At 61.5% G+C, this 26,880-nt stretch carries 25 protein-coding genes and 1 pseudogene; 21 read left to right on the plus strand and 5 right to left on the minus strand.

What is annotated here, in order from left to right:
* Positions 1-80 precede the first annotated feature (80 nt).
* The 9 genes from B7X90_RS14425 (at position 81) to hemA (ending at position 7,162) form a co-directional block, all read left to right on the plus strand.
* The gene (locus tag B7X90_RS14425; protein ID WP_292625537.1) at positions 81-374 is read left to right on the plus strand and encodes a hypothetical protein; all 294 of its coding nucleotides are present in this window, start codon (positions 81-83) and stop codon (positions 372-374) included.
* Entirely contained in the window at positions 374-1,813 is a 1,440-nt protein-coding gene (locus B7X90_RS14430; RefSeq protein ID WP_292625539.1) for a BCD family MFS transporter, read from the plus strand. The genes B7X90_RS14425 and B7X90_RS14430 overlap by 1 nt, the downstream gene beginning before the upstream one ends.
* A 48-nt stretch (positions 1,814-1,861) precedes the next feature.
* Positions 1,862-2,626, plus strand: a complete 765-nt coding sequence (gene puhA, locus B7X90_RS14435) for a photosynthetic reaction center subunit H (RefSeq protein WP_292625542.1) — start codon at positions 1,862-1,864, stop codon at positions 2,624-2,626.
* On the plus strand, positions 2,623-3,252 hold the full coding sequence (puhB, locus tag B7X90_RS14440; RefSeq protein WP_292625544.1) for a photosynthetic complex putative assembly protein PuhB: 630 nt from the start codon (positions 2,623-2,625) through the stop codon (positions 3,250-3,252). Before puhA ends, puhB begins: the two co-directional genes overlap by 4 nt.
* Positions 3,249-3,743: a photosynthetic complex assembly protein PuhC gene (gene puhC / locus B7X90_RS14445; RefSeq protein WP_292625546.1), complete on the plus strand. Its 495-nt coding sequence runs from the start codon at positions 3,249-3,251 to the stop codon at positions 3,741-3,743. The genes puhB and puhC overlap by 4 nt, the downstream gene beginning before the upstream one ends.
* A complete protein-coding gene (locus tag B7X90_RS14450) occupies positions 3,740-4,030 on the plus strand; it encodes a hypothetical protein (protein WP_292625548.1) in 291 nt (96 codons plus the stop codon). Before puhC ends, B7X90_RS14450 begins: the two co-directional genes overlap by 4 nt.
* A 71-nt stretch (positions 4,031-4,101) precedes the next feature.
* Positions 4,102-5,121, plus strand: coding sequence for a magnesium-protoporphyrin IX monomethyl ester (oxidative) cyclase (gene acsF, locus B7X90_RS14455; protein WP_292625582.1), 1,020 nt, complete (start codon positions 4,102-4,104; stop codon positions 5,119-5,121).
* The gene (gene puhE / locus B7X90_RS14460) at positions 5,115-5,894 is read left to right on the plus strand and encodes a putative photosynthetic complex assembly protein PuhE (protein WP_292625550.1); all 780 of its coding nucleotides are present in this window, start codon (positions 5,115-5,117) and stop codon (positions 5,892-5,894) included. Before acsF ends, puhE begins: the two co-directional genes overlap by 7 nt.
* A 47-nt stretch (positions 5,895-5,941) precedes the next feature.
* A complete protein-coding gene (hemA, locus tag B7X90_RS14465) occupies positions 5,942-7,162 on the plus strand; it encodes a 5-aminolevulinate synthase (protein WP_292625552.1) in 1,221 nt (406 codons plus the stop codon).
* Positions 7,163-7,234: 72 nt separating this feature from the next.
* Here the strand turns inward: hemA and B7X90_RS14470 are convergent, their stop codons facing one another.
* Both B7X90_RS14470 and B7X90_RS14475 read right to left on the minus strand, forming a co-directional pair.
* Positions 7,235-7,759: a cytochrome c family protein gene (locus B7X90_RS14470; RefSeq protein WP_292625554.1), complete on the minus strand. Its 525-nt coding sequence runs from the start codon at positions 7,757-7,759 to the stop codon at positions 7,235-7,237.
* Between the two features lie 190 nt (positions 7,760-7,949).
* Complete coding sequence (locus B7X90_RS14475) at positions 7,950-8,843, minus strand: sterol desaturase family protein (RefSeq protein WP_292625556.1); 894 nt, start codon at positions 8,841-8,843, stop codon at positions 7,950-7,952.
* Between the two features lie 243 nt (positions 8,844-9,086).
* Between B7X90_RS14475 and B7X90_RS14480 the strand changes: the two genes are divergently transcribed.
* From B7X90_RS14480 to B7X90_RS14520, 9 genes are read left to right on the plus strand one after another with little or no spacing between them, the layout of a single operon-like run.
* Entirely contained in the window at positions 9,087-10,169 is a 1,083-nt protein-coding gene (locus B7X90_RS14480) for a putative urea ABC transporter substrate-binding protein (protein ID WP_292625558.1), read from the plus strand.
* Between the two features lie 40 nt (positions 10,170-10,209).
* Entirely contained in the window at positions 10,210-11,025 is an 816-nt protein-coding gene (locus B7X90_RS14485; protein WP_292625561.1) for an ABC transporter permease, read from the plus strand.
* Complete coding sequence (locus B7X90_RS14490) at positions 11,022-11,783, plus strand: ATP-binding cassette domain-containing protein (RefSeq protein WP_292625563.1); 762 nt, start codon at positions 11,022-11,024, stop codon at positions 11,781-11,783. The genes B7X90_RS14485 and B7X90_RS14490 overlap by 4 nt, the downstream gene beginning before the upstream one ends.
* 32 nt (positions 11,784-11,815) lie before the next feature.
* A complete protein-coding gene (locus B7X90_RS14495; RefSeq protein ID WP_292625583.1) occupies positions 11,816-12,298 on the plus strand; it encodes a CopG family ribbon-helix-helix protein in 483 nt (160 codons plus the stop codon).
* A complete protein-coding gene (locus tag B7X90_RS14500) occupies positions 12,184-12,915 on the plus strand; it encodes an urea amidolyase associated protein UAAP1 (protein ID WP_292625585.1) in 732 nt (243 codons plus the stop codon). The genes B7X90_RS14495 and B7X90_RS14500 overlap by 115 nt, the downstream gene beginning before the upstream one ends.
* A 16-nt stretch (positions 12,916-12,931) precedes the next feature.
* A complete protein-coding gene (locus B7X90_RS14505) occupies positions 12,932-13,564 on the plus strand; it encodes an urea amidolyase associated protein UAAP2 (protein ID WP_292625565.1) in 633 nt (210 codons plus the stop codon).
* Positions 13,561-17,157, plus strand: a complete 3,597-nt coding sequence (gene uca / locus B7X90_RS14510; protein WP_292625567.1) for an urea carboxylase — start codon at positions 13,561-13,563, stop codon at positions 17,155-17,157. The genes B7X90_RS14505 and uca overlap by 4 nt, the downstream gene beginning before the upstream one ends.
* Positions 17,154-18,923 (plus strand): allophanate hydrolase, encoded by a 1,770-nt coding sequence (gene atzF, locus B7X90_RS14515; protein ID WP_292625569.1) that lies wholly within the window; start codon positions 17,154-17,156, stop codon positions 18,921-18,923. Before uca ends, atzF begins: the two co-directional genes overlap by 4 nt.
* A 22-nt stretch (positions 18,924-18,945) precedes the next feature.
* Positions 18,946-19,872 (plus strand): YncE family protein, encoded by a 927-nt coding sequence (locus B7X90_RS14520; protein WP_292625571.1) that lies wholly within the window; start codon positions 18,946-18,948, stop codon positions 19,870-19,872.
* 6 nt (positions 19,873-19,878) lie between these two features.
* Here the strand turns inward: B7X90_RS14520 and B7X90_RS14525 are convergent, their stop codons facing one another.
* Positions 19,879-20,241, minus strand: coding sequence for a winged helix DNA-binding protein (locus tag B7X90_RS14525; RefSeq protein WP_292625573.1), 363 nt, complete (start codon positions 20,239-20,241; stop codon positions 19,879-19,881).
* 518 nt (positions 20,242-20,759) lie between these two features.
* On the opposite strand from B7X90_RS14525, the gene B7X90_RS14530 reads away from it, so the two are divergent.
* From B7X90_RS14530 to B7X90_RS14540, 3 genes are read left to right on the plus strand one after another with little or no spacing between them, the layout of a single operon-like run.
* A complete protein-coding gene (locus tag B7X90_RS14530) occupies positions 20,760-21,443 on the plus strand; it encodes a response regulator transcription factor (RefSeq protein WP_292625574.1) in 684 nt (227 codons plus the stop codon).
* Positions 21,443-22,813, plus strand: coding sequence for a FecR domain-containing protein (locus B7X90_RS14535; RefSeq protein WP_292625576.1), 1,371 nt, complete (start codon positions 21,443-21,445; stop codon positions 22,811-22,813). The genes B7X90_RS14530 and B7X90_RS14535 overlap by 1 nt, the downstream gene beginning before the upstream one ends.
* A 3-nt stretch (positions 22,814-22,816) precedes the next feature.
* Positions 22,817-24,991, plus strand: a complete 2,175-nt coding sequence (locus B7X90_RS14540) for a CHASE2 domain-containing protein (protein ID WP_292625578.1) — start codon at positions 22,817-22,819, stop codon at positions 24,989-24,991.
* Between the two features lie 7 nt (positions 24,992-24,998).
* Here the strand turns inward: B7X90_RS14540 and B7X90_RS14545 are convergent, their stop codons facing one another.
* Both B7X90_RS14545 and B7X90_RS14550 read right to left on the minus strand, forming a co-directional pair.
* Positions 24,999-25,520, minus strand: coding sequence for a hypothetical protein (locus B7X90_RS14545; RefSeq protein ID WP_292625580.1), 522 nt, complete (start codon positions 25,518-25,520; stop codon positions 24,999-25,001).
* Between the two features lie 777 nt (positions 25,521-26,297).
* Positions 26,298-26,880: pseudogene (locus B7X90_RS14550) on the minus strand (hypothetical protein); the annotation flags it as partial.

A 26,880-nucleotide genomic window follows, 5' to 3' on the forward strand; every position in this document is an offset into this window, starting at 1 on the left:
TCAGGGCACCGAGTAAACCAAAATCGGCGTCAGCGCCCGCAGAATAGCCATCACGCCACCAGCGTCAGCCGGAAACCACATTGTTCGAGGTTCCCTATACCTTACCTGACATGGTCTGGGCGCTCTCAGCCCTCACCCGCCGCTGCACCGGCTCTATCCTGTTCACTTTCGCGCCGTACACACCGCTGCTCGGCGCAATGCACACTGTTGGAAAGGTCTTCCCCCGCTCGGACCGGTCGCCTGCCATCGTGCCGATTGCCGAGAGTGACCTAAGAACCGCTCTTTCAGGCTTCGATGGCTGGGAAGTCCGCCGCAGCGGCCGCATTTCCAGCGGGTTTTACAAATCACACGCGATGGAACTGGTGAAGCGCTGATGCGGCAAAGGCAGGCCTTTTCTGCAAAATGGAGCCGGGTGGCGATCACCTGGCTGCCCTTTGCCGATGCGGCCAGTGCCCAAGTACCGCTATCGCGCCTGCTGCGCCTTTCGCTGTTTCAGGTCAGCGTCGGCATGATGATGGTGCTGCTTAACGGCACGCTCAACCGCGTGATGATCGTCGAGCTTGGCATTCCGGCCTGGCTGGTTGCACTGATGATCGCCATTCCACTGCTGGCCGCGCCGTTTCGCGCGCTGATCGGTCACCGCTCGGACACGCATCGTTCGGTGCTGGGCTGGCGGCGTGTGCCCTTTATCTGGTTCGGCACGCTGATGCAGTTCGGCGGCCTTGCCATCATGCCCTTCGCCCTGTTGCTGATGTCAGATCCGAACCTCTTCAGTATCGGCGTCACCGCGAGCACACTCGCCTTCCTGCTCGCAGGATTTGGAATGCACACTACGCAAACCGCAGGCCTCGCTCTTACCGGTGATCTGGTGGACGATGAGCGCCGCCCGCGTGCCGTATCGCTGCTCTATCTCGCACTGCTGGTTGGCATGATGCTGTCATCGCTGGTGATCGGCGGTCTGCTGGTTGATTTTACGCCCACCCGGCTTGTGCAGGTCATTCAGGGCGCTGCCGTGCTCACATTAGTGTTGAATCTTGTGGCACTGTGGAAGCAGGAAGCACGCAGCACGGCAACCGCCTCAGCTGATACCTACCGCCCCGCTTTTTCCGAAGTTTGGCAGTCCTTTACCGCACGACCTGTCACCATTCGCCTGCTTGCCGCTGTGGGCCTTGGCGCAACAGCCTTCGCCATGCAGGACGCGCTGCTCGAACCCTATGGCGGAGAAATTCTCGGCCTTTCGGTCGGCGCGACCACCGGCTTGACCGGTGCATGGGCACTGGGCGCACTGGTAGCTTTCACCCTGTCCGCCCGCTGGCTCGGGCGCGGGACAGACAGTCTGCGCGTCGCTGGGTACGGCGTGGTTGTTGGCATAGCGGCTTTCATACTGGTGATCTTCGCCGCACCGCTCGGCAGCCCAGTGGCGCTCGGTCTAGGCGCTACGCTGATCGGCGCGGGGGCTGGCCTGTTCCTCGTCGGCACTCTCACCACCGCAATGGCGCTATCCACCAGCCAGACCGCAGGCCTTGCACTTGGCGCATGGGGCGCGGTGCAGACCACGTCTGCGGGCCTCGCCATTGCGCTTGGCGGGGTACTGCGCGATGTCGTCTCATCACTCGCCGTTGCAGACGGGTTGGGCCACACGCTGGCCCACCGCAGCACCGGCTATGCCACCATATACATCATCGAAATCTGCCTCCTGCTTGCCACGCTCATCGTGCTTGGCCCGTTGGTGGGCCAGACCCCGGCGGCCGCCCGGACAACCGGCAGCAACGTGGGCGGCAATCGCTTTGGCCTGACGGAATTTCCCACATGAGCCGGGCCATAAAAACGCGGGCCAACAGAACGCGGGAAGGAAACTGAAATGAACAGTGGCAATATCGTCGGCACAATTGATGCCGCACAGATCGCGATGATCACCTTCATCGGCTTCTTCATCGCGCTGGTCTTCTGGCTGCGCCGTGAAGACCGCCGCGAAGGCTACCCGTTGGAAGACGCGCTGACAGGACGCCTCAGCCCCGAAGGCGGGCCGCTCTCTGCCGCCGCCCCCAAGACCTTTATCCTGCCGTTCGGCAAGGGCAAAGTCACCGTCCCCAACGTCAACCGCGATCCCTTCGAGATCAACGCCAAGCGCCGTGAGAACTTTGGCGGCGCGCCCTTCACGCCTGAAGGTGATGTATTCGCCGCTGGTGTCGGCCCCGGCTCCTATGCAGATCGCGCCAAGTGGCCCGATATCGATGCCCACGGCAATCCGCGCATCGTGCCAATGGGCTTGGTGCCGGAAATCACCGTCGCCACGGCCAGCACCGATCCGCGCGGGCTTCCGGTCTACGGCGCAGACGGCCTGAAAGCTGGCGTCGTCACCGATCTTTGGGTCGATCGCGCCGAGCACATGGTGCGCTATCTCGCAGTCGATACTGGCGGCAAGACAGTGCTTGCCCCCATGCCGATGGCCGTGGTGCGCAAGAACGCCGTGATTATCAGCGCGATCAACGCCGCCGATTTCGCAGGAGCGCCCTTCCCGGCCAACCCCGGCGAAATCACCCGGTACGAGGAAGAACGGACCGTCGCCTACTTCGGCACTGGCTATCTTTATGCCAACGCCGACCGGTTGGAGCCACTGATGTGACCGAATACGACCACGAACCGATCCGAGGCCTTCCGGGCGACCTTCCCGCAGGCGAACGCATCTTGTGGCAGGGTTCGCCCGAATGGCGGACATTCGCCCGCACCGCACTGCACACCCGCTGGATCAGCGCCTATTTCGCCGCGCTGGCCCTGCTTGGGCTGGCCAGCGGCAAGCTGATTGGCGCGGCGGCAGCGGTGATTGGCGGAGCGATCACCCAAGGCCTGCTGGCGCTGTTCGCCGTGCTAGTGGCGCGCACCACGGTCTATACCATCACCAACCGCCGCGTGGTGCTGCGTGTCGGCATTGCGCTAAACAAGTGCATCAACCTGCCACTGGCGCTGATCGGCTCGGCCAATTTGCGCAATCATCAGGCAGGTCATGGCGATATCGCGCTGGTCCTCACCGGTAGCCATCGCCTTGGCCTTGCCATGCTGTGGCCACATGCCCGCCCGTGGCATCTGTCAAAGCCGCAGCCGATGTTGCGCGCCCTGCCCGACGCCCAGGCCGTTGCATCTGTGCTGGCCAGCGCCTGTGCAGCAGTCGTTCCGCATCAGGTTACGGCACCCCAGCGCGCTGCCAAGCCCGCCCCGGCGCGTGACCACGGCCTGCAAGGAGCCGCAGCATGAGCCTCGTCCACGATCACGAAAACACCGTCCCGCGCCCGGCATTGATCCTCGCAGGCGCATTGGTCGCCACCACGCTGTCGCTCACCGCGCTGGTGCAGGTCGGCGTGCTGAACCACGAGGCTGTGCCTGCGGTTGAACGCGCCAGTGCAGGTGTCGTCGCCGTCGAAACGCGCCACCTCGCGTTCGAGGATCGGGCCGATGGGGCAGTTGTGGTCAAAGACACTGACAGCGGTGAAACGCTCGCCGTGCTAATGGGCGAAAACGATGGCAGCGGCTTCGTGCGCGGCGTGATGCGGGGCATGGCCCGCGAACGCAAAATGAAGGGCATGGGCCAAGCCACGCCGTTCGAACTGGCGCTGTGGACCAATGGCTCACTCTCGCTGCTCGACCCCGCCACAGATCGTTCTGTAGAACTCGGCTCTTTCGGCCCTGATAACCGCGCCGCATTTGCCAAGTTTCTGAAGACCCAGCCGAAAAGTACAACTGCATGACAGCGCGCCGCGCCTTCGATGTCCCCTGCCGCATCGCGGTAGAGCAGAGCGAGGCGCATTTCCATGCGCATGTCGAACTGGCGGGCGAAGTGGTGGTCCACCCCGGTGACCGGGTGCGCGTCCACGGCGAACCGATCCGCATTCCTTTCGGCCAAAGCGCTGTGATCGAACGCATGGCCACGGTCGTGCGCGCCGGGCCGCTGCTGCGGGGCTGGACGCGGCTTGTGGCCTATCTTGGCCTAACTGAACTCTATGAAGTCAGCTTCAATCCTGGGAGCCTGAAATGAACGCGCATGTCGTTATCGCGCCGCCGTCCGATGATGTCGCCGCTGCTCCGGTGAAGCCTGATGTTCATGCTATGGTGAGCCACGAAACCGTGCTCAGCCCGCGCTTCTACACCACCGATTTCGCGGCGCTCGATTCCATCGATGTGTCGCTGGTGCGCAAGGAATGGGACGCCTTGATTGCCGAAATGGTCAGCGATCCCAACAAACTGCACTTCAAGCGCGAAGGCAGTTTTGCCGGGATCATCGAAGGCCTTGAACCCGAACTGCGTGCCGAATTCACCGATTTCCTCGTCAGCTCGCTGACGTCCGAATTTTCCGGCTGCATCCTCTATGCCGAAATGGCGAAGCGGACGAAGAACCCGGACATGAAGCAGTTGTTCAAACTGCTCGCCCGCGATGAAAGCCGCCACGCCGGCTTCATCAACGAAGCGCTGAAGGACGCAGGCATCGGCATCGACCTCGGCTTCCTTACCAAGGCCAAGAAGTACCACTACTTCAAACCGAAGTTCATTTTCTATTCGGTCTATTTGTCCGAGAAGATCGGCTATGCACGCTACATCGCGATCTATCGTCAGTTGGCAGCCCATCCAGAGCTGCGCTTCCACCCGATCTTCAACTGGTTCGAATCGTGGTGCAACGATGAATTCCGCCACGGCGAGGCCTTCGCCCTGTTGCTGCGCGCCGATCCCAAGCTGGTTTCCGGCATGAACAAGCTGTGGGTGCGGTTCTTTCTGCTCGCGGTCTATTCCACCATGTATGTGCGCGATCATGCGCGCCCGGTGTTTCACAAGGCACTGGGCCTTGATCCCAAGACCTATGACTACAACGTTTTTTCGATCTGCACCGCGATCAGCCGTCAGGTCTTCCCCGTAGAACTCGATACCGATGATCCCCGCTTCCGCCGTGCGATGGACCGCCTGCTGGTGGCCAGCCAGAAGATCGAAGCAGGCAAGCAGCAGGGTGGCCTTTCCGGCGCTCTGCGGCGGGCTTCGGGCACGGTGGGAGCGGCTTTCAACTTCGCGCGGATGTATCTGCTGCGCCCACGCACCAACGAACTGCCTGCCACGGTGCGGATGCAGCCCGCGTGGTAAGCTGGACCGGCCATGTCCTGCCGGTCGTCGCCACGATCGCGGTCTGGTTCCTTGCAACCGGCCTGATCGCATGGGCGGACAACCGTGAACGGCGCACTTTCCCGCTCAGCCTGCTGCTGGCGGGCATTGCGGGCGTTGGCGGACTGGTCCTCGTGGCACTGACGATGAAATCGGCCACGTTGCTGGGCGTCTATGCGGCGTTCGCCGGGGCCATCCTGATCTGGTCATGGCACGAGATCACGTTCCTCACCGGCGCGATCACCGGTCCCCGCCGCGAGGCTTGCCCGCCAAACGCGCGGGGGCTTGAACGGTTCTTCCACGCTGTCAGCGCCATTGCCTGGCACGAGATCGCTCTGGCACTCAGCGCGCTGGGCCTGATATCGCTCAGCTGGGACGCGCCAAACCAGCTTGGCGCGATGACGTTCACGCTCCTGCTGGTCATGCGGCTCTCCACCAAGATCGTGATCTTCTTCGGCGTGCCGAACATGAGCACCGAGATTTTCCCGCCGCATCTTGCCTACCTGAAGACCTATTTCGGTCCGCGCCGCATGGGCATCGAACTTTTTCTCGCGATTGCAGCAACTTCAGGCCTCGCATTGTGGCTCGGTTTGATCGCGCTCAATGCGCCAGAGGGCAGCGCCAGTGCAGCAGGGGCCAGCCTGCTCTTCGCGCTCACCGCGCTTGGGGCACTCGAACACCTGTTTCTAGCCCTGCCGATTCGCGACGGGGCGCTGTGGGGCTGGGCCTTGCCTTCGCGCCGTGCAGCAAATTGAATTCGCATAACGTACTCCAACGAGAACATACGAAGAGGACCGACGACATGGATTACGAAGCATACTTCCAGGGGGAGCTGGACGCGGTCCGGGACGAAGGACGCTATCGGATCTTTACCGAGATCGAGCGGCGCTGCGGCAAATTCCCGCACGCCACGCGCTATGTCGACGATCGCACCGAGCAGGTCACCGTGTGGTGCTCAAACGACTACCTTGGCATGGGCCAGCACCCGACAGTGCTTGATGCGATGCACAAGGTTCTCGACGAATGCGGCGCTGGCGCAGGTGGCACGCGCAACATTTCGGGCACTAACCACCACCACGTCCTGCTCGAACAGGAACTGGCCGATCTTCACGGCAAGGAATCCGCGCTGCTGTTCACCAGCGGCTATGTCTCGAACTGGGCAGGTCTTGGCACGCTCTGCGCAAAAATCCCCGGCTGCGTCGTGTTCTCCGATGCACTTAACCACGCCTCGATGATCGAAGGCATCCGCCACTCCCGCGCCACTTGCCGCGTCTGGCGCCACAATGATGTCGCCCATCTCGACCAGCTCCTGTCGGAATACGGCCCCGACGTGCCCAAGCTGGTGGCGTTCGAGAGCGTCTATTCGATGGACGGCGACATCGGCCCCATCGCCGAAATCCTCGACGTTTGTGAAAAGCACGGCGCGATGAGCTACATCGACGAAGTTCACGCAGTCGGGCTCTATGGCCCGCGCGGCGGTGGTGTGGCCGAACGCGAAGGCCTGATGGACCGGATTACCGTGATCGAGGGCACGCTGGGCAAGGCCTTTGGCGTTATGGGCGGATACATCGCTGCTTCCGCTGCGCTGTGCGATTTCATCCGCACATTTGCCAGCGGGTTCATCTTCACGACCGCCCTTCCACCTGCATTGGCAGCTGGAGCAACCGCCAGCATCCGACACCTGAAAGCCAGCGAGATGGAACGGGCGCGGCACAAGGAGCGTGTGGCAACAGTACGCCGTCGCCTTGACGCGATGGGCATTCCACACCTGCCCAACCCCAGCCACATCATCCCGGTGATGGTGGGTGATCCACACAAGTGCAAACGCATCAGCGACTGGCTGATGGACAACCACGGCATCTATGTTCAGCCAATCAATTACCCTACCGTTCCGCGCGGTACCGAACGCCTCCGCATCACCCCTTCGCCGGTTCACAGCGATGGCGACGTGGACAAGCTGATCGAGGCGCTGAGCGACATCTGGTCGCAGTGTGAACTGGCACGACGTTCCGCCGCAGCCTGATCGCCCAGAAAACAGAGAGGGCGCGAACTGCTTAGGTTCGCGCCCTTTTATGCGTCTGTCGGCCCAATAATCTCAGTTCGGAGCCTTGAGATAGGCGATTACATCAGCGCGATCCTGCGCTTTGGACAGTCCTGCGAAAGCCATCTTCGTGCCGGGCACCACGCGGGCGGGCTTTTCCAGATACTGGAACATCTTTTCAGGCGTCCACGTGATGCCGCTGTTTTTGTTGGCGTTCGAGTAGCTGAACCCGGCAACAGAACCTGCTGCGCGGCCAACAATCCCTGCCAGCGACGGGCCGACCATGTTCTTGCCAGCCTCGACCGTGTGGCAAGCCTTGCACTGTGCGAACACAGTTTTGCCATGGGCCACATCGGGTGTCAGCGATGCAAGGGTAGTTCCATCAAGAGTATCGGTTGAGTCTGCCGTGGGCGCTGCTGCGCTGGTTGCCGCCGCAGGTGCGGGAGCAGCTGCTGTCGTGGTTTGAGCTGTTGGTGCAGCCGTGTCGTCCGCTGCCTTTTCAGCGCTTCCCCCGCCACCACACGCAGCAAGGAGCAAGGTAGCGGTCGACAGCATAACGTGTTGAAAACAGTGCTTCATTTGCATCCACCCTTCTTCCGATTTTCTGCGCGTTCTTGACGAACGGCAACAGAGTAGAACATGCGAAAGAATTGCGGGCAACACGGTATTTGGGGCTTGTCGCCCACTCGGAACCAATTGCAGACAGACAAAAATGGGCTTGTTTTTCAAGTCAGATTATCAAGTCGCTTTTGGCCGAATGACCGGCACTTCAGGCAGCGCGTTGCGACTTTCCCGATTTACGAGCCTTGTACTTTTCAAGCAGTGGCACAAACGGAAATAACCACTGCTCCTTGATCGAAAGCCGCCGCCGATCATCCTGCCCGACAAGCGACGCCTCACCTTCCTTGTAGGTACCAAAGATGCGATCGAGGACGATCAGTGAATTACCATAATTGCATCGCGTATCCTCATAGGGGACCGAATGGTGCAGGCTGTGATGGCGGATTGTGGTGAAAAAGAACGAATAGAACAGCGGTGGGTTTGACCGCACGTTGGCATGGGCGAATGTAGAGACGACGCCCATCACACTGTACCCCGCCAAAGCGGCGGACTGGTTCAGATCGAACAGCGCCACCACGCTCAGACTGATAAGCCAGAGTTCGATCGGATTGCCGACCGCCCCCTTCATCGCATTCAACTGCGTGATGTGATGATGCGGCGCGTGTGTCAGCCAGAACGGCGTGGAATTGTGCATCAACCGGTGCATCCAGTACTGCCCGAATTCTACGAGAAAAACGACCAGCGCCACTTGCAACAGCCAAGGCATCTGTTCGGCCCAAGGCGTTGCAATACCCCACGATTTTTTCAATGAATCCAACGGCTGTTCGGCAAGGAAATTGGTTGCCTTGGAAATAATCGTCGCGCTCAGCACCACATAGAACAGGTCCGTGAAGAATTCCCGCCGGTTGAGCCGCCAACCTGCGTGCCTTTCCAACGGCACTTCCAGCAGCAGAACGGTCAGCGTGATCGCAGAACTCACACCGGTCACAACCCAGGTGTTCTTCACCCAGTCAGCCGGGGCGAAAGCCCAGAAAGCAACAACCAGCGCCACCATCAACGGTGGCAGCAAATCAACTGCGCGCCTTTTCAAGTCAGCTTTCATCTGCAACTTGCCCTCTGATTGTTCGAAACAACCTAATCGGTGCGCCAATATTCATAGCATACGTCGTATGACGTAAGCGAACGCCAAAACGCCGCGTTGACGGGGCTGACGGCGCAGGCCACAACGCTTGGCAGGGCGGTATCACGGCACAGAACCGTTATTACCATACGCAAAAAGCGTAATACGCAGCCCCGGCAATTTCCCCCATCAAAGCCGTGTTGCAGTGCAAAAGGGGAATCACCAGTGCTCAGGCTGATCGGCAAGACAGGAAAGACACTTCTGATCGCAGCGACGCTACTGGCGGCATCGTGTTCGCCTTCGGCTGACATGCCCGCGCCGAAGCGCACCGAATTCAGCATTGGCTGGTCGATCTATGCCGGATGGATGCCCTGGCCCTATGCACAACAGGCCGGCATCGTGAAGAAGTGGGCCGACAAGTACGGCATCAAAATCAACGTCGTACAGGTGAACGACTACGTTGAATCGGTGAACCAATACACCGCTGGCAAATTTGATGGCGTGACCGTGGCGAACATGGACGCGCTCACCATTCCGGCAGCGGGCGGCAAGGACACCAGCGCAATCATCGTCGGCGATTATTCGAACGGCAACGATGGCGTGCTGCTGAAGGGCGGCAACACCGTTGCCGCGCTCAAAGGGCAGTCGGTCTACCTCGTCGAGCTTTCCGTTTCGCACTACCTGCTCGCCCGCGCGCTCAATTCCAATGGCATGTCGCTGACCGATGTGCGCACGATCAATACGTCCGACGCCGACATTGTCGGGGCCTTTGCCAGCCGCGATGCCAAGGCCGCCGTGGCGTGGAACCCGCAGCTTTCTGTCATGAGTGGCCAGGCGGGCGCGACGCAAGTCTTCAGTTCTGCCGACATTCCCGGCGAAATCCTCGACCTGTTGGTGGTTGATACAGCCACGCTCAAGGCCAATCCCGATCTTGGTAAAGCGCTGGCAGGCATATGGTATGAAACTGTCGGCCTGATGATGCGTGACGATGCGCAGGGCAAGGAAGCCCGCGCGGCGATGGCAAAACTGGCCGGAACCACGCCAGACGTGTTCGACGCGCAGCTAAAGACCACACGCCTCTATATCGATGCCAAGGAAGCCGTGGCCGCCACATCCGCGCCAACGCTGATCACCACGATGACCAAGGTCCGCGATTTCAGCTTTTCAAAGGGCCTGTTCCAAGGCGCAACATCTGCCGATGCGGTCGGCATGGCATTCCCCGGCGGCGTCACGTTGGGCGATCCGGCGCGCGTCACCCTGCGCTTTGACGAAAGCTTCATGAAGCTGGCCGCTGACGGCAAGCTGTGAGCCGCACCGCATTCAACCCGTGCATTCTGGAGGCGCAAAAATGCGCTGGGTAAACCGACAGATCGGACGCAGACAGGCTTTCGGGCTTGGAGCCATCCCGATCGCCCTGCTGGCAATCACATATCTCATCGCATCGGCCCAGCGCCATGCCCTGAACCCCGCCGACAAGATCCTTCCGCTTCCCGGTGCCATGGCGTCGGCCATCTGGAAAATGATGGGCACGCCGGATGCGCTCAGTGGCAATCTGGTGTTCTGGGCCGATACGCTGGCCAGCCTGCAGCGCCTCGGCCTCGGCCTTGGCATTGCCACGCTCATGGCATTGCTGGTGGGCTTGGTGCTGGGCGCACTGCCGCCGGTCCGCGCCATGTTCGGGCCACTGGTGACCGGCATCGCTGTGATCCCTCCCATTGCGCTGCTGCCGATCCTGTTCATCGCGCTGGGCCTTGGTGAAACGGCCAAGGTGGCGCTCATCGTCATCGGCATTGCCCCGGTGATGGTGCGCGATGTGGCAGGCCACGTGGGCGCCCTGCCGCGAGAGCAGATCGTCAAAGCGCAGACATTGGGCGCAGGAAGCTGGCAAATCCTGCTGCGTGTGGCCCTTCCCCAAGCCTTGCCCCGGCTCATCGTGGCGCTCAAACTGGCGCTTGGCCCGGCATGGGTGTTCCTGATATCGGCAGAGGCCATCGCGTCTGACGTCGGCCTTGGTTACCGTATCTTCCTCGTCCGCCGCTATCTCTCGATGGACGTGATCATCCCCTATGTCGCGTGGATCGCGCTGCTGGCCATCGTGATGGACATTGCGCTTTCGAAGCTCAGCACCAAGGCCTTTCCCTGGGCGCACGGAGCAGCACATTGAGCGCGCTTCTTTCCCTGCGGGACGTGTGGGTCGAATACGGCGACCGCATCGTCCTCGAAAAGGTCGATCTCGATGTGACGGCAGGCTCCTTCGTCTCGGTCGTCGGACCATCGGGCGCGGGCAAGAGCACGTTCCTGCGCGTGATCCTTGGGCAGGAGCAGGCCACACGCGGCACAATCACGCTGGACGGCGCGCCGCTGCCACCCGAATGCGGACCGGACCGGGGCGTGGTGTTCCAGAAATATTCGGTGTTCCCGCACCTGACCGTGCTGGCCAACGTGGTTTTTGGGCTGGAATGCACCGCCGCGCCATTACTTGCCCACTTGTTTGGCGCAAAGCGCAAGGCGGCTGAAGCAGAAGCGGCTGAAATGCTGGCTGCCGTGGGTCTGGCTGACAGTATGCACCTTTATCCCGCGCAGATGTCAGGGGGGATGCAGCAGCGGCTCGCCATTGCACAGGCTCTGATAAAGCGCCCGCGCATCCTGTTGCTGGATGAACCGTTCGGGGCGCTCGATCCCGGCATTCGCGCCGACATGCACGCGCTCATCACTAAGCTGTGGCGGCAATACGACCTCACCGTCATCATGGTGACGCACGATATCCGTGAGGCTTTCACGCTGGGAACACGCGTGCTGGCGCTCGACAAGCGTCGGCACGATCCCCATGCGCCGCACCGCTTCGGCGCAACGGCGGTCTATGACCTGCCGCTGGTGAAGCCTGCGCCTGCGGAAGAACCCGCAGCGGAGGACGAGGCGTGACCCCTTCGCCCGAACCTCTCGCCCGCCTGAGCATGAGCCTGCCCGCCAGCCTGTTCCGCAAGCTGGACATGATGGTGGACGAACGCCGCCTGCCCTCGCGCTCACAGTTGATCGCCGAACTCATCCGTCACGCCCTTGCTGCGCACGAGGCCTATACACGGCCGGAAGAGACGCTCGCGGGCACAATTACCGTGATCTATCGCGGCGACCGGGGGCGGGTGCGACATCAGCTCGCTCAGACACAGGCGCAATACCTCAAGGAAGTGATCTCCTCGCAGCACGTGTTCCTGCAGGATGACCAGTCGCTCGAAGTGCTGCTGGTTCAAGGCGCTGCCGTGCGAGTGATCATGCGCGCAGCATGGGCGGCACTGTGGTGGAAGCCATGCCGGTGCTGCCACCTGTGGCTACAGACTTGCCTGAAGGCGTTTCTGCCGATGATGTTGTGTGGGAAGAGACTATTGCGGAAGGCGGATATGCAAGCCGAAAGCTGGCGCGCGGGAGCCGCTTGCGGCTGATCGACGTGAAAGGCGATGCCTGCGCCGGGCTGCAAGTATTCAACACAGAAATGCCGACAGAGCGGCTGAACGTGGCCGATACAGTCAAGGTGCAGTGGAACGCTTATCTGGCTGCGGGCAAGCTGCTACTGTCAGACATGGGCCGCGTGCTGATGAGCATTGAGGCCGACGATGCCGAAACGCATGATTGCTTCAGCGGCACGTCGAACGCTGCCACGAACGCCGCGAAATATGGCGAAGGCCGCAACAGCGGGTCCTATCCCAACGGGCGCGACCGCTTTTTGCTGGGCGCCGCCAAGCACGGTCTGGGGCGGCGCGACGTTCATCCATGTGTGAACCTGTTCAAGAGCACGAAGATTGAACTGGACGGCGCAATTACACCGCAGGTCGGCCCCTTTGCGCCGGGACGCAGTGTCGTGCTGCGGGCAGAGATGGACGTGATCGTGGTGATCGCCAACTGCCCACATGTGCTTGATCCAAGGCCCGAATATTCGGTGACGCCACTGCGCGCGACCGCTTGGCGTGGAACGGCAACGACCGAGTCCGATCCCATCCGCAACGCGACGCCAGAGGGCCTGCGCGCCTTCCTGAACGTTGAAGATTACTACCGCCGCTGACGCGAGGAACTATCAGATGAGTGATCCCCACCTCTCCGGCCTTTCCGCCACAATCGTCCACGACGAAATTGTGCCCGCACGTGCGCCGTGGCTCTATCACGTCACCAAAGGGCAGACCCTGCGCATCGTCGATCTTGAAGGCAATCAGGCGGTCGACTTCCTGCTCTACAGTGCAGCCGACGATACCGAACGCTACAGCGCGCAGGATACCGTGGCGGCACAGGGCAACCTGTTCCTGCGCACGGGCACCAAACTGATGTCCAACGAAGGCCGTCCAATGATGACCATCGAAGCATCAGCGGTGGATTATCACGATACGATTGGCGGGGCATGTTCATGTGAATCCAATACCTTGCGCTATGGACATCACACCAAGTCGCAACATGCCTGCGTGGAGAACTTCCTCGAGGCCAACCTGCTCGAAGGACGGGGTAAGCGCGATATCGTCCCGAACATCAACTTCTTCATGAACGTGCCGGTCGAGTCTGACGGGGCGCTGGGGATCGTCGATGGCATTTCCGCGCCGGGGCTGACCGTGGACCTCTACGCCGACATGGACGTGATCGTCGTCGTCTCCAACTGCCCGCAGATCAACAACCCCTGCAACGCCTTCAATCCCACCCCCGTTCGCATGATCGTGGCCGCATGACCTTTGACACTGTTCTGATCGCGAACCGGGGCGCGATTGCCACCCGGATCATCCGCACGCTGCGCACCATGGGGCTGCGCTCGGTCGCGGTCTATTCCGAGGCGGATGAAGGCTCGCTGCATGTGGCCGAAGCTGACGAGGCGGTGTGCATCGGCGGGGCGCGGCCAAGCGAGAGCTATCTGGATATCGCCAAGATCATCGCGGCAGCCAAGCAGACCGGCGCAGGCGCGATCCATCCGGGCTACGGTTTCCTTTCGGAAAACACCGAATTTGCGGCAGCTTGCGCGGAAACCGGGATCGTGTTCATCGGTCCTACGGCGGACAATATCCGCACCTTTGGCCTGAAGCACAGCGCGCGCGAACTGGCAGCAGCGCACGGCCTCCCCCTCGCCCCCGGTAGCGACCTGCTGACCGATGAGGCCGAAGCCATTGCGGCAGTGCAGGCCATCGGATTCCCGATCATGCTCAAAGCCACGGCGGGCGGTGGCGGCATCGGGATGCGCGTGTGCGAAACCGAAGCCGATGTGCGCGATGGCTTTGCCGCCGTGGCGCGGCTCGGCCAGAGCAACTTCGGCGATGCAGGTGTGTTCCTCGAACGCTTTGTGCGACGCGCGCGGCACGTGGAAGTGCAGATTTTCGGCGATGGCGCAGGCCGCGTGGTGGCACTGGGCGAGCGGGATTGCTCCTTGCAGCGGCGCAACCAGAAGGTGGTTGAGGAAGCCCCCGCTCCGCTCCTGCCCGAAGCCGTACGTCAGGCGCTCTACGCCGCCGCAATCCGGCTTGGCGAAGCAGCGCAGTATCGCAGCACAGGCACCGTAGAATTCCTCTACGACGCCGACCGCGAAGAGTTCTTCTTCCTCGAAATGAATACCCGGTTGCAGGTGGAACACGGCGTGACCGAAATGGTCTTTGGCGTGGATCTGGTGGAATGGATGATCCGGGGCGCGGGCGGCGATTACAGCTTCCTCGATACCGCGCCGACCACGCCGAAAGGTCACTCGGTGCAAGTGCGGCTTTACGCCGAAGACCCTGCGCTCGATTACCGCCCTACGTCCGGCACGTTGACCTGCGTCCAATTCCCGGACGACGTGCGTATCGAAACTTGGGTTATGGCGGGCAGCGAAGTCAGCGCCTTTTACGATCCGATGCTGGCCAAGCTGATCGTCCATGCGGAAAGCCGCGATGCCGCCGTAGCCGCGATGCAAGCGGCACTGGCTGAGAGCCGGATCGACGGTATCGAGACCAACTTGCGCTGGCTGCGCGAGGTTGTGGCATCAGCCGCTTTCACCACCGGCGAAGTGTCCACCCGCGCGCTTGAAAGTGTAGCCTACACCCCGCAAAGCATCCGCGTGGTCAGCGGCGGCACCGCCACCACCGTGCAGGATTGGCCGGGTCGGCAAAAGCTCTGGGCCGTCGGCGTGCCGCCCTCAGGCCCGATGGACGACCAGTCCTTCCGCATCGGCAACCGCCTGCTCGGCAATCCAGAAGGGATGGCCGCGCTGGAAATGACCGTGACCGGTCCCACCCTCACCTTCTCCGCTCCCACACGCATCTGCCTGACCGGCGCAGATTTCGGCGCCACTCTCGACGGCGTCGCTGTGCCGCTGGGCCAGCCATTCGAGATCGCTGCGGGCCAAACTCTCAGCATCGGCCGCGCAAATGGCGGCGGAATGCGCGGATACCTGCTGGTTGCAGGTGGGCTGGACATCGCACCCTACCTTGGCAGTTGCAGCAATTTCGAACTCGGCCAGTTCGGCGGCCATGCCGCGCGCCGGTTGGTGGCAGGCGATGTGCTGCATCTGGCCGGGGCTCCGACCAGTGACGCCCCCCCCACGATCCCCCTGCCCGCCTTGATCACCGATTGGACCTTACGCGTGCTCTACGGCCCGCACGGTTCGCCCGATTTCTTCACCGACGATGATATCGACATGATCGTCGCCGCTGACTGGCAGGTGCACTACAACTCCAACCGCACCGGCGTGCGGCTTGTCGGCCCCAAGCCCGAATGGGCGCGGCGCGATGGGGGCGAGGCGGGGCTGCATCCTTCGAACATCCACGACAACCCTTATGCCATCGGCGCAGTGGATTTTACCGGCGACATGCCGATCATCCTTGGCCCCGACGGCCCATCGCTGGGCGGGTTCGTCTGCCCATTTGTGGTTATTGCAGCGGATCTGTGGAAGGTCGGCCAGCTTTCTGCCGGAGACAAAGTGCGCTTTGTGCCGGTGACCATGCCCGAAGCGACAGCGGCGGCAACGGCGCAAAAGGCACTGCTACGAAACGGCACCAAAACGCCACCTAGCCGCACCTGCGCGGTAGCAACGCAGACTCCGGTGCTGGCAGACCTGCCCGAAGGACCCACACGCCCGCGCACCGTTTACCGCCAGCAGGGTGATCGCAACATCCTCGTCGAATACGGCCCGATCGTGCTCGACATCGAACTGCGCATCCGCGTTCATGCGCTGATGACCGAGCTTGAACGCATGGCCCTGCCCGGCGTGATCGACATTGTGCCCGGCATCCGTTCGCTGCAATTGCATTTCGATGGCGAAGCGCTGGACCAGGCAACCGCGCTGGCTGCGCTGATCGCGGCGGAGGAGCGTCTGGGCGATCTGGAGGACTTCGCGATACCTTCGCGCATCGTCCACCTGCCGCTGAGCTGGCGCGATCCGGCAACGCTGGAGACTATCGAAAAGTACATGGGCGCAGTGCGCGATGATGCGCCGTGGTGCCCGGACAACATCGAATTCATTCGTCGGATCAATGGTTTGCCAGACGTCGCGGCGGTGGAGAACCTGATTTTCGAGGCCAGCTACCTCGTGATGGGGCTGGGCGATGTCTATCTGGGCGCGCCAGTGGCAACCCCGGTCGATCCACGGCACCGTCTGGTCACCACCAAATACAACCCGGCCCGCACATGGACGCCGCCCAATGTGGTGGGCATCGGCGGAGCCTATATGTGCATTTATGGCATGGAAGGCCCCGGTGGCTATCAGTTGTTTGGCCGCACCGTGCAGGTGTGGAACACGCACCGCCAGACCGCCGATTTCACCGAAGGCAAACCGTGGCTGCTGCGGTTCTTCGACCAGATCCGGTTCTACCCAGTCAGCGCCGAGGAACTGGCGGAATGGCGCCGTGATTTCCCAACCGGGCGGCGTTCAATCAAAATCGAGCCATCAGAATTCCGCCTGTCCGATTACCGCAAATACCTTGCCGACAACGCAGATGCGATCAGCGCGTTCGAGGCCAACCGCAAGGCCGCCTTCGACGCCGAACGTGCCGATTGGCAGGCGCGCGGCGAGTTTGACCGGGTGTCTGCCCTCACCGATGCCGATGTGCCACAAGAGACCGCTATCACCGTGCCCGATGGAGCGGACGTGGTCGAAGCCCCGTTTGGCGGTAGCGTGTGGAAGCTGCTCGTGGCCACCGGAGATCAGGTGCAGGCGGGCGATACGATTGCGGTGCTGGAATCGATGAAGATGGAATGTCCCGTGCTCAGCCCCAATTCGGGCAAGGTCGTTGCGCTCTACGTAAGCGAAAAGCAGTCTTTGCAGCCTGGCGCGCCAATCTTTGCGCTGGAGAAAGCGGCATGAGCGGGTCTTTCCGGCAGAGCGCCGCAGCTTTGGCCGAAGCAATCGGGTCTGGCAGAACCAGCGCAATGTCGGTGATGGAAGCGACACTGGCCAGCATTGCTGCTTACGACGCAGTGCAGCCGCAAATCTGGATCAGCCGTGCCTCGACAGACGATCTCCTCTCGCAGGCACACGCGGTCGATGCGCGGGTGGCAGCAGGCGAACATCTGCCACTTGCCGGCGTGCCCTTCGCCGCCAAGGACAATATCGACGTTGCAGGCTTCGAAACAACGGCGGCCTGCCCGGCTTTTGCCTACAGGCCCGATGCCCACGCCACGGTGATCGAAAGGCTGACGGCAGCAGGCGCGATTTGCGTTGGCAAGACCAATCTCGATCAGTTCGCCACCGGCCTTGTCGGCACGCGCAGCCCCTATGGCATTCCACGCAACGCATCCAACCTTGCCTATGTCAGCGGCGGATCAAGTTCCGGCTCTGCCGTTGCGGTCGCGGCAGGTCTGGTGCCCTTTGCATTGGGCACAGACACTGCTGGATCAGGTCGCGTACCCGCCGCATTCAACCATCTGATCGGTTTCAAGCCTACCAAGGGCCGCTGGTCCACTGAAGGGCTCGTCCCGGCCTGCCGCAGTATCGATTGCATCACGGTCTTTACCGACGATACCGATGGTGCGCGTCTTGTCGATCAGGTGCTGGCAGCATTCGATCCTGCCGATCCGTGGTCAAAGCCGCTGGCTGACCGCAACCTTGCCGCCAAGGTCATTGGCGTGCCCCGGCGCGAACAGCGGCTGTGGTTTGGCGATCTGGAATCCGAGTACCTCTACGACGATGCTCTGAAAAAGCTGGCGGAACTGGCCACCGTCGTTGAGATCGACATGGCCCCGCTACAGGAAGCCGCATTGCTGCTGTATAACGGGCCATGGGTGGCAGAGCGTACTGCCGCAATCGCGACACTCCTCAAAGAGAACCCCGATGCAGTCGATCCGACAGTTCGCACCGTGGTGGAAGCGGGTTGGGACAAAAGTGCGGTTGAGCTGTGGAGCGGCATATACCGCATGGCCGAACTGAAGCGCCATGCCGATGGGCTGTTCGATCAGATCGACATGCTGGCCTTTCCCACAACGGGCACGACCTACCGCGTGAACGAACTGCTGGCGGCACCGGTGGCGCTCAACAGCAATCTGGGAGCTTATACCAACTTCGTGAACCTGCTCGATATGGCGGCTGTGGCTGTTCCGGCAGGGCAACGCGCCAATGGCACCGGCTTTGGCATCACGCTGATCGGCCCGGCGGATTCCGATCGGGCATTGCTGGCCACTGCCGATGCGTGGCTGGCGACCGCCGATTTACCACCACCACCCCCGCTCGATCTGGAGGGCAAGATGCAGACCGTGAAAATCGCCGTAGTCGGCGCACACCTCGAAGGTATGCCGCTGCACTGGCAACTGACATCGCGCAACGCGACGTTCGTGGGCGCGTTCGAAACCGCACCGACCTACAAGCTGTACGCTATCGCCGACAGCGTGCCACCCAAACCGGCCCTGGTGTTCAGCGAAGATGGCGCGGCGATAAAGCTCGAAGTCTACGAGTTGGGAGTCGCCGAATTCGGCAGCTTTGTGGTGGATGTGCCACCGCCGCTGGCAATCGGCACTGTGACGCTGGCCGACGGCAGCAGTGTAAAGGGCTTCGTATCCGAGCCACGCGCGCTGACGGGCGCGGAAGACATCACGCATCTTGGCGGATGGCGCGCCTATATTGCCGCCAAGTCCTGATCCCTCGCGAAAGGCCCTCCCCATGCTCCGCAAGCTGCTCGCTCTCGCTGTCGCTCTCACCGCCTCTGCTGCCCATGCGCAGGTCGAACAGGCGCAAACCGTGCCCGGTTTCGCCGATTTCCTCGCCGTGGATGGCGATTCCGTGTGGGCAACCAATCGCGGCAAAGTGGAGAAGTGGTCGCGGGCCGGTAAGGTTGCCGAAGTGCCGATAGCGAAGCCTTGCGGGGCCATGGCCATCGAGTTCGGATCACTTTGGGTGGCCGATTGCGCCGAACGCACACTGGTGCGGATTGATCTGGAAGAGGCCAAGATCGTCGCCACCATCCCCACCGGCATCGCCAACCAGACGCAGGGCGAACTGATCGTCGCTGCCGGAGCGGGCTCGGTCTGGATCGCCAGCAAACCTGAAGGCATGGTGGCACGTGTCGATCCCAAGACCAACACCATCGTGGCCAACATCCCTGTCGATGCGGACACGTGGTACGTGACCTATGGCTATGACGCGGTCTGGGCAGTCAGCGCGACGAAGCAGACATTGCAGAAGATTGATCCCAAGACCAACACTGTCGTCGCGCGCGCCTCGCTTGGCACAATGCCGGGCTTTCTAGCGGCCGGTGAAGGCGGCGTCTGGGTGCAGGAACAGGGCGATGGCACGCTGGTCCGCGCAGATCCTGGCTCCGGGCAAGTTGTGGGCCGGGTGAAAGTGGGTGCGAACTTGAAGTGGGGGGACATCGACACTGGTGGCGGCAAGGTGTGGCTACGCACAACCGACGATCAGGTCTTTGCAGAGATCGATCCGATAACAATGTCCGTCAGTGGCCGCTATGGCAAAGCGGCAGGCAGCGGCGCGCTGCGCTATACTCCCAAGGGCGTGTGGACTAGCGCACATGATGAGCACACGTTGTCATTCTGGCCAATGAAGAGCCTGCTGGCTGCGCCGAAGCCCTGAGGGCTGTTACCGGGAACCGTCGCCCCGCGTTTCATCAATGGTCTTTGCAAAGCCAGTCAACACCAGTTCGACAGCGCGCAACCCCGCATCGGTCAGGCGTATCCATGACCGACGACGGTCATTCTCGTCAGGCATACGCACCACCATCCCCACGCCGGTCAGCATGTCGAGATAGCGCAGGCCAGTTGTGGAAGGGACACCCGCCGAAACGCATACGCCAGAGACCGACATCTCGCGGTTTTCCAGCGAAGCGATGTAAAGTTCGGCCATCATGATCCATCCGGCGCCTGCAGGTTGCAGGCCGGGAATAATGTCCTCGCAGTCTTGCAGGTGGCGGCGATATCCTTTTGCAATCTTGTAAAGATTCATCGCGGACCCACGCTCCTCAAAGCGATTTTGCAGCATGTGGACAGTTGGCATCTGATCGGACCCTGCAAGTTTACGATGCGATGGAAAGCCGGACCGCATGTGCTGAGCACATACGGTCCTGACACGGCGCGACCCGAGGGCTTTATCTATTGCCGCCGCTGCCCCCCGGATAGCTGCGGCTTGCCGGATGTTCACTCTGTCGGCGCAATGCGCGACAGGTTTCATCCTCAATCATTTTCGGAACCGTCAACTCAGGATCAGCACAGTCACGCTGATCAGAACCCACAGTACGAGCGACAGGCCTGGAGCCGCCAACAGCCTCAGCATGATGGCGTCTTTTTGGCCTGCGAACTGCCTGCTGCCTGTCTCAATTGCTCTGCTCCACCGACCCCGTTGCCGCATACCTAAACGACAAACCGGCAGTTTGTTTGTAAACAGATGTAAACTGCGTGACTTTGCCGTTACCAGCGCAAGCACTGCGAGTATGGCAGCATCTGGAATTGTGATCAGGGCAGAGCATGAAAATCGGAATCGTTGATGATGACGACACAATGCTCCAGTTCGTATCGCGGCTGTTCGATGCGGAGGGCTTCCGCAGCGTGTCGTTCAGGCGTGGCAGAGACTTGATCACTGCCCTTGCGCGTGAAACATTCGATTTGCTAATTCTGGACTGGAACATGCCCGATATGTCCGGCATGGAAATCCTGACATGGGTGCAGGCGAGGATCGAGCCCTGCCCGCAGGTGATCATGCTCACCAGCCGGTCAGACAAGGACGATGTCGCTGCGGCGCTTCATGCGGGTGCTGACGACTATATTGTGAAGCCCGAATCCGCCATTGTCATCACGGCACGGGTTCACGCCGTACTGCGCCGCGTGCAACCCCGGCCAACGTTGGAGCGGTTCGAACGGTTCGGCACCTACGAGTTTGACCGCACGGGCGAAACGGTAACACTGGACGGCACCCCGATCGTGCTGACCAGCAAGGAGTTTGCTTTGGCCTACCTGTTTTTCACCAACCAGCACAAACCGCTTTCACGCGGATACCTGATGGAGGCCGTGTGGAAATCAATGGCTGATCTGTCCACGCGCACACTCGACATGCACGTCTCACGCATCCGCACAAAGCTGCAACTGCGATCGGAAAACGGCTTTCGGCTGCAAACCGTGTTCAACTATGGCTATCGTCTGGAGGCGTGCTGATGAGCCGTTCCTCAGTTGCAATGTCTGCGATCAGCCGCATTGTGCCGCTTGGCCTTTTGCTGTGCTGCCTTGATCCCGCGTTCGCCAAATCCGCGCGGGTAAAGGCGATCGTCACCCCCAGCCCGCAGGACATGATCGAATATGGCCTGCGCAAGGGCGAAAGCCTGTTTACGCTTGCCCAGCAATCGCTCTCCCGACCGGAAAACTACCGCGTGGTGCAGCGGATCAATCGCATTTCCGATCCGCGCCGCATTCCAGTTGGCACGGTCCTGCGTATTCCGGTCGACCTGCTGCGCGCGGAACCGCTTGCTGCACGGATCGTCGCGGTGCGCGGCGATGTGGCGGTGCAGCAGGCCGGGCAACAGACCACACCGCGCGTCGGCAGCGAACTGGCACCGGGAGCCTTGATCGAGACTGGCGCGGACGGCTTTGTCACGATGGAACTGCCCAACGGCTCGCGCACTTCAATGCCCACACGCACGCGCTTGCGGATCACACGGCTCCACCGCATCACGCTGACGGGCAGCCTGGACTATGATCTGGCTGTTGATGGCGGAAAGGTGGAAACGACCGCAAGCCCGCTCGGGACCGACCGCAACAACCGCTTTCGTATTCGCACACCACGCGCGCTGGCGGCAGTGCGCGGCACCCGCTTCCGCGTCGGCTATGGCGAAGATACCTCGCTGGCCGAAGTGCTCGAGGGCACCGTGGCGGCAAGCAGCGCTGCGATCGGTACGGAAACCAGCCTGACCGAGGGCATTGGCGCAGTGGTCTCGCCCAACGGTGATCTGGGGACAGAGCACCTGCTCGCAGCCCCCGATCTGGTTCAACCGGGCCGTGTGCAGACCGATCCGATGGTGCAACTCACCATCGTCCCCCTCTCCGGCGCGCGCGGATACCGCCTGCAAATTGCCGAAGATGCCGGCTTCACCAAAGTGCTGGCAGAACAACAGACCGACGCCATAACATTCGCTTTTGCCAACATCCCCAACGGTAGCCTGTTCGTCCGTGCAAGCGCGCTCGCCCCATCCGGCCTTGAAGGAGTGCCGCAAACATTCGCCATGCGTCGTATCCTTGCCGGGGTCACCGCTTCGGCGCAGGTTGATGCTGACACCATGCGCTTTTCATGGGGCGGCCAAGGCGAAGGACGCCGCACCTATAGTTTCCAGCTTGGTCCGGTGCCGGATGCATCAGGGAAAGCTGCAGCGTGGCTGATCAACGAAGCGGGGCTTGAAGGTGGCGGTGTCCGCCTGCGCGCGCTGCCCGCCGGCGTATATCGCTGGCGCGTCGGGCTGCGACAGGAAGCTGGCGGTGAAGTTGTCGAAAACTGGCTGCCTTTCGAAAAGCTCACTGTGGCTGCGCCGGAATAACGCGTGCTGCAACGGCGGCTATATGGCGAATGGTTCGTCGTCGCGCTTGTCGCAGGCGCGCTGGCGTGGTTGTCCACGGCCAACCAGCGGCTGTCGATGGTGGACAACCCGATCTATGATCAGGCCTTGCGACTTGTCGCCCCGCCGGTGGACGATCGCATCCTGATCGTCGAGATCGACGAGCCAAGCCTGCGCGCGCTTGGGCGTTGGCCATGGCCCCGCAGCGAACACGCGCGGATGCTGGACGTGGTATCGCAATATCGGCCCAAGGCGATTGCCTACAGCGTCCTGTTTCTCGACGAGTCCCCTCAGGATGCGCAGTTATCACAGGCCATTATCCGGGCAGCACCGGTCTATCTGCCCGCCCTGATCGAACAGGATGCCATGGGCCGTACAATTGCACAGCAGTTGCCCCCACCGATGCTGGAGGCGGCCGCCGCAGGTTTCGGGTCTGTGGAACTGTTGCCTGACAACGACGGCGTGATCCGCAAGATGCTGCCAGCCCTTGCCAGTGGCCGTGAGGATTTGCCCCCGCTCTATACACTACTTGCCCCTTCGACGGGCTTCGAAACGGGGGCAGAGACACGGATCAACTACGCTCTGAGCGGGGATTTTCGCCGCATTTCCTTTGCCAGCCTCGCCGCCGGGGAAGTGCCGCCCGCGCTCGTGCGCGATAAACTGCTGCTGATCGGCGCAACCGCACCCGGCCTTGCCAACCAGCAACCCGTGCCACGCATGGCGGGGGGGCTGCTTTCAGGCGTGGAGATCGAAGCCAATCTGCTCAACACGCAGTTGCAGGGGACCGCCATTCGCACTCTGCCGCGCCAGCAACGCGCAGCCTTGGCGCTGCTCCCACTGATCGTGCTGATGGCCGGATTTTTGCGTCTTTCACCATCCTCAAGCTTCTGGCTGGCGACGGGGCTGGCCATCGGCATGGTAGCGATCAGTCTTGGCCTGCTCGTGATTGCCCACGTCTGGCTGCCTCCCGCCGGTGCCATCGCGGGATTGATGGCGGCGCACATCCTGTGGGGATGGCGACGCCTCAATGTCATCGCGCAGTTCGTGCTTGCCCGCAGCGCCGCGCTGGAGAAGGAGCCGGGCCTTGCTCTGACAACGACAGTTTCCCGGCGAGGGGGCGATATCGTTTCGCGCGACGCCAACCGGCTTGCCGATCTGATCGAACAGTTGCGCCACTTGCGCAGCTTTGTCAGCGAAGCGGTGGAGTGGCTGCCGGCAGCAATCTGCGTGGTGGACCGCGAAGGTCGGATCGTCCTTGGCAACCGGGCAGCCACAACGCTGTTTGGCGATAAGTTGGCAGGACGGCGGATTGCCGAGGTGGCAGCAGGCCTCTCCCCGGTGCGAGAAAATGACCACGGCCTCCTGCGGGATGCGCAAGGCCGCTTCTTCCTGCCGGAAACTGCGGACTTTTCCGGAGACTACAGAATTTTCAGCTATGCCGATGTTACCGACCTGCAGCGCATCGCAGAAGAGCGTGACGATATCCTGCAATTCCTTTCACACGATATTCGTTCGCCCAACGCGGCCATCGTGACCTTGCTGGAGACGGAACAACTGGGCGGAAAGACCAGCCCCCCTCCCGCTGCCACACTCGACGCCATCCGCCTTCATGCACGCCATGCCCTCAAGTTGGCCGACGATTTCGTCCAGCTATCCCGCGCCAGACGGCGGCCCATGGAACCAGAACCCGTCGATTTATGCGACGTGGCGCGCGAGGCGGCGGACATGGTGTGGCCACGAGCACGCGCAAGGCAAGTCATGGTGCGCGACGAATGCGTCGACGGCGAGATCTGGGTTATGGGAGATCGCAGCATGATCCTGCGCGCCGTGCTGAACCTGCTTGAAAACGCGGTTAAATTCGCCCCAGATGCTGCAACCGTCTGCTTTGGCGTTGAGACGGCAGGCAGTTGCGCGATCCTGACGGTGGCAGGGCCAGGGCCGGAAATGCCCCCCGGACGCATGGCCAATCCCTTCGCCCTTTATGCCGAGGGCCGTGCAGCAGACGAGACTGGCAGCCTTGGCCTGGGCCTCGCCTTCGTACAGACCATTGCCCTGCGCCACAGCGGGCGCGTGACTTACCGGCACCACGAAGGGTTTGGCGCGCAGTTCTGCATGGAATTGCCACTGGCGCTGCTGGAGGACGAGCTTGAAGCAGGCTAGAGGACGATCAGTCGCGCCCTGAACGCAGGGTCAATCCCGTCCGGTCGTCAACAAGCGCCGCCACGGCACGCTCGGCCAGCGGCATCACGCTGGCGGCAAGGTCGCCCTTGCAATGGTCTTCCTCGGCCCAGGCCCGCACCGGTGCCGCACCGGCAGTTTCCAAAACCAGCAGCAGCCGGTGAGTCCGATCTTCACAGTTCTGGAACAGCCGCTTGGCTTTGGCACCGGACAGCACCGTTCCACCGTCGGTCAGCAGTGCAAGCCCGGCCGGACGCTCGGCAATGGCCACAGTCAGCCGCGCAGCCGCCGCATCTGACAGAACCACACCGCGCCGCGCCAGCACTTTCTGCACCGCAGATGTCGCCTCATCAGAAGCCACTCCCGCGCCCCCGGCAGACACCACGGCAATCGTCGCCAGGCCGGAAAGCGCAACGCCGTCCATGCCAGCATGAGTCTCTATCGGCCCAGCGCACGCGGAAATCACCGAAGTTGCCAGCACCAACAGGGGCAGCGCTCTGGCTCGGATCATCGGCACGGTTCCTGTCGCAATTGGCACATGAACTGCCCCTAGCCTGCCTTTTAGCCCCAAGCAAACGCCCCAGACGGATCGGCAGCAGGCCGACGGCGCCGGGCTGACCAAAAAAAGGGGTCGGCTTGCGCCGACCCTTTGAAAAGTTTGGGAGAGGATGCCTGAAAGGCACCTTCTCTATCCACAGCAACACGATTTGCCGCAAGTGCGAACGACGCAGCCCCCGTTGCGTTTCCTGCAACCTCAAATCGATGCTCCCCCAAAGCATAGCAAAAGCGGAGCACCACCCCCGATCAAAGGGTGCGAATTTCTGCGTGTAAAATGGGAAAATGGTGCGCTTAGGTGACCCACACTCGTGACCACATCCTGCCCGTCAAGACGCCCATGTCAATGAAACCCATGCTCAAGGCGACGATGATCAGCGTTGGGTCAAGACCCTGCTCGCCAGCCTCAACTCACACTCGCGCGCTGCGCACGAAGCGCTGACAAAGGCTCTTCTTGACGGGCCGGATGTGGTCACGAGTGTGGGTCACCTAAGCGGACTCGAAAAGCCAACACTGAAAAATAATGGAAAACCAAATCATGTCAGAGCAACACGAAGCCCCATCGAGTTCACCTCACCTAAGCGGCACCATTTCTCATAAAAGCGTCGAAAAACAGTCGCTTGAGGGATCGTCTACCCAAAAATGTGACACACAAGTGTCGCACTTAAGGGTAAACAGTCGCTTGAGGGATCGTCTACCCAAAAATGTGACACACAAGTGTCGCACTTAAGGGTCAGTCAGAGGGTGTTGCTGATTTTTCAATAAGATAGGTCAAGTCCAAGCCAGCATACTTGATGCTTGCAATGGCAGCGTCGAGCCGTGCTACGCTAAATCCACGTCCATAACCGTCCCCAACCGCATTCGCGCCATAGCCAGAATCGGCCCAACCACCCAGACGCAGCGCCACCTCCCGTTCAACACCTGCCTCACGTAGCCCATCGCGAAATGAGTGCCGAAAGCTGTGATAGCAAGTCCTTTCGGCATCGGCTCCGCATGTGCTTAAAAAGCGGGAGAACCAGCGAGAGACCCGCCCCGAATAGAGTCCAAAGGCGTCCAATTCGATGTCAGGAAAGAGCCGCACGTCGCCTGCATATTGACGATCTCGGTGATAGGCTATCAACCCAATGTCCTTCAAAATTGGATGGACTGGGACCAACCTATTACTCGCAGCGGTCTTGAGTTGTTTGCCAGCCTTTGGATCAGAACGAACATCAAAACGTAAGCGCGAAATTCCGCGCACCTGTTCGGTTGAGTGACGCGGTGTGAAGGATGTGTCCACCAAGGAAGAGGTGGACACATGGAGATGGCACCGATGG

The sequence above is a fragment of the Novosphingobium sp. 17-62-19 genome (genome assembly GCF_002256775.1).
Taxonomy (GTDB): Bacteria; Pseudomonadota; Alphaproteobacteria; order Sphingomonadales; family Sphingomonadaceae; genus Novosphingobium.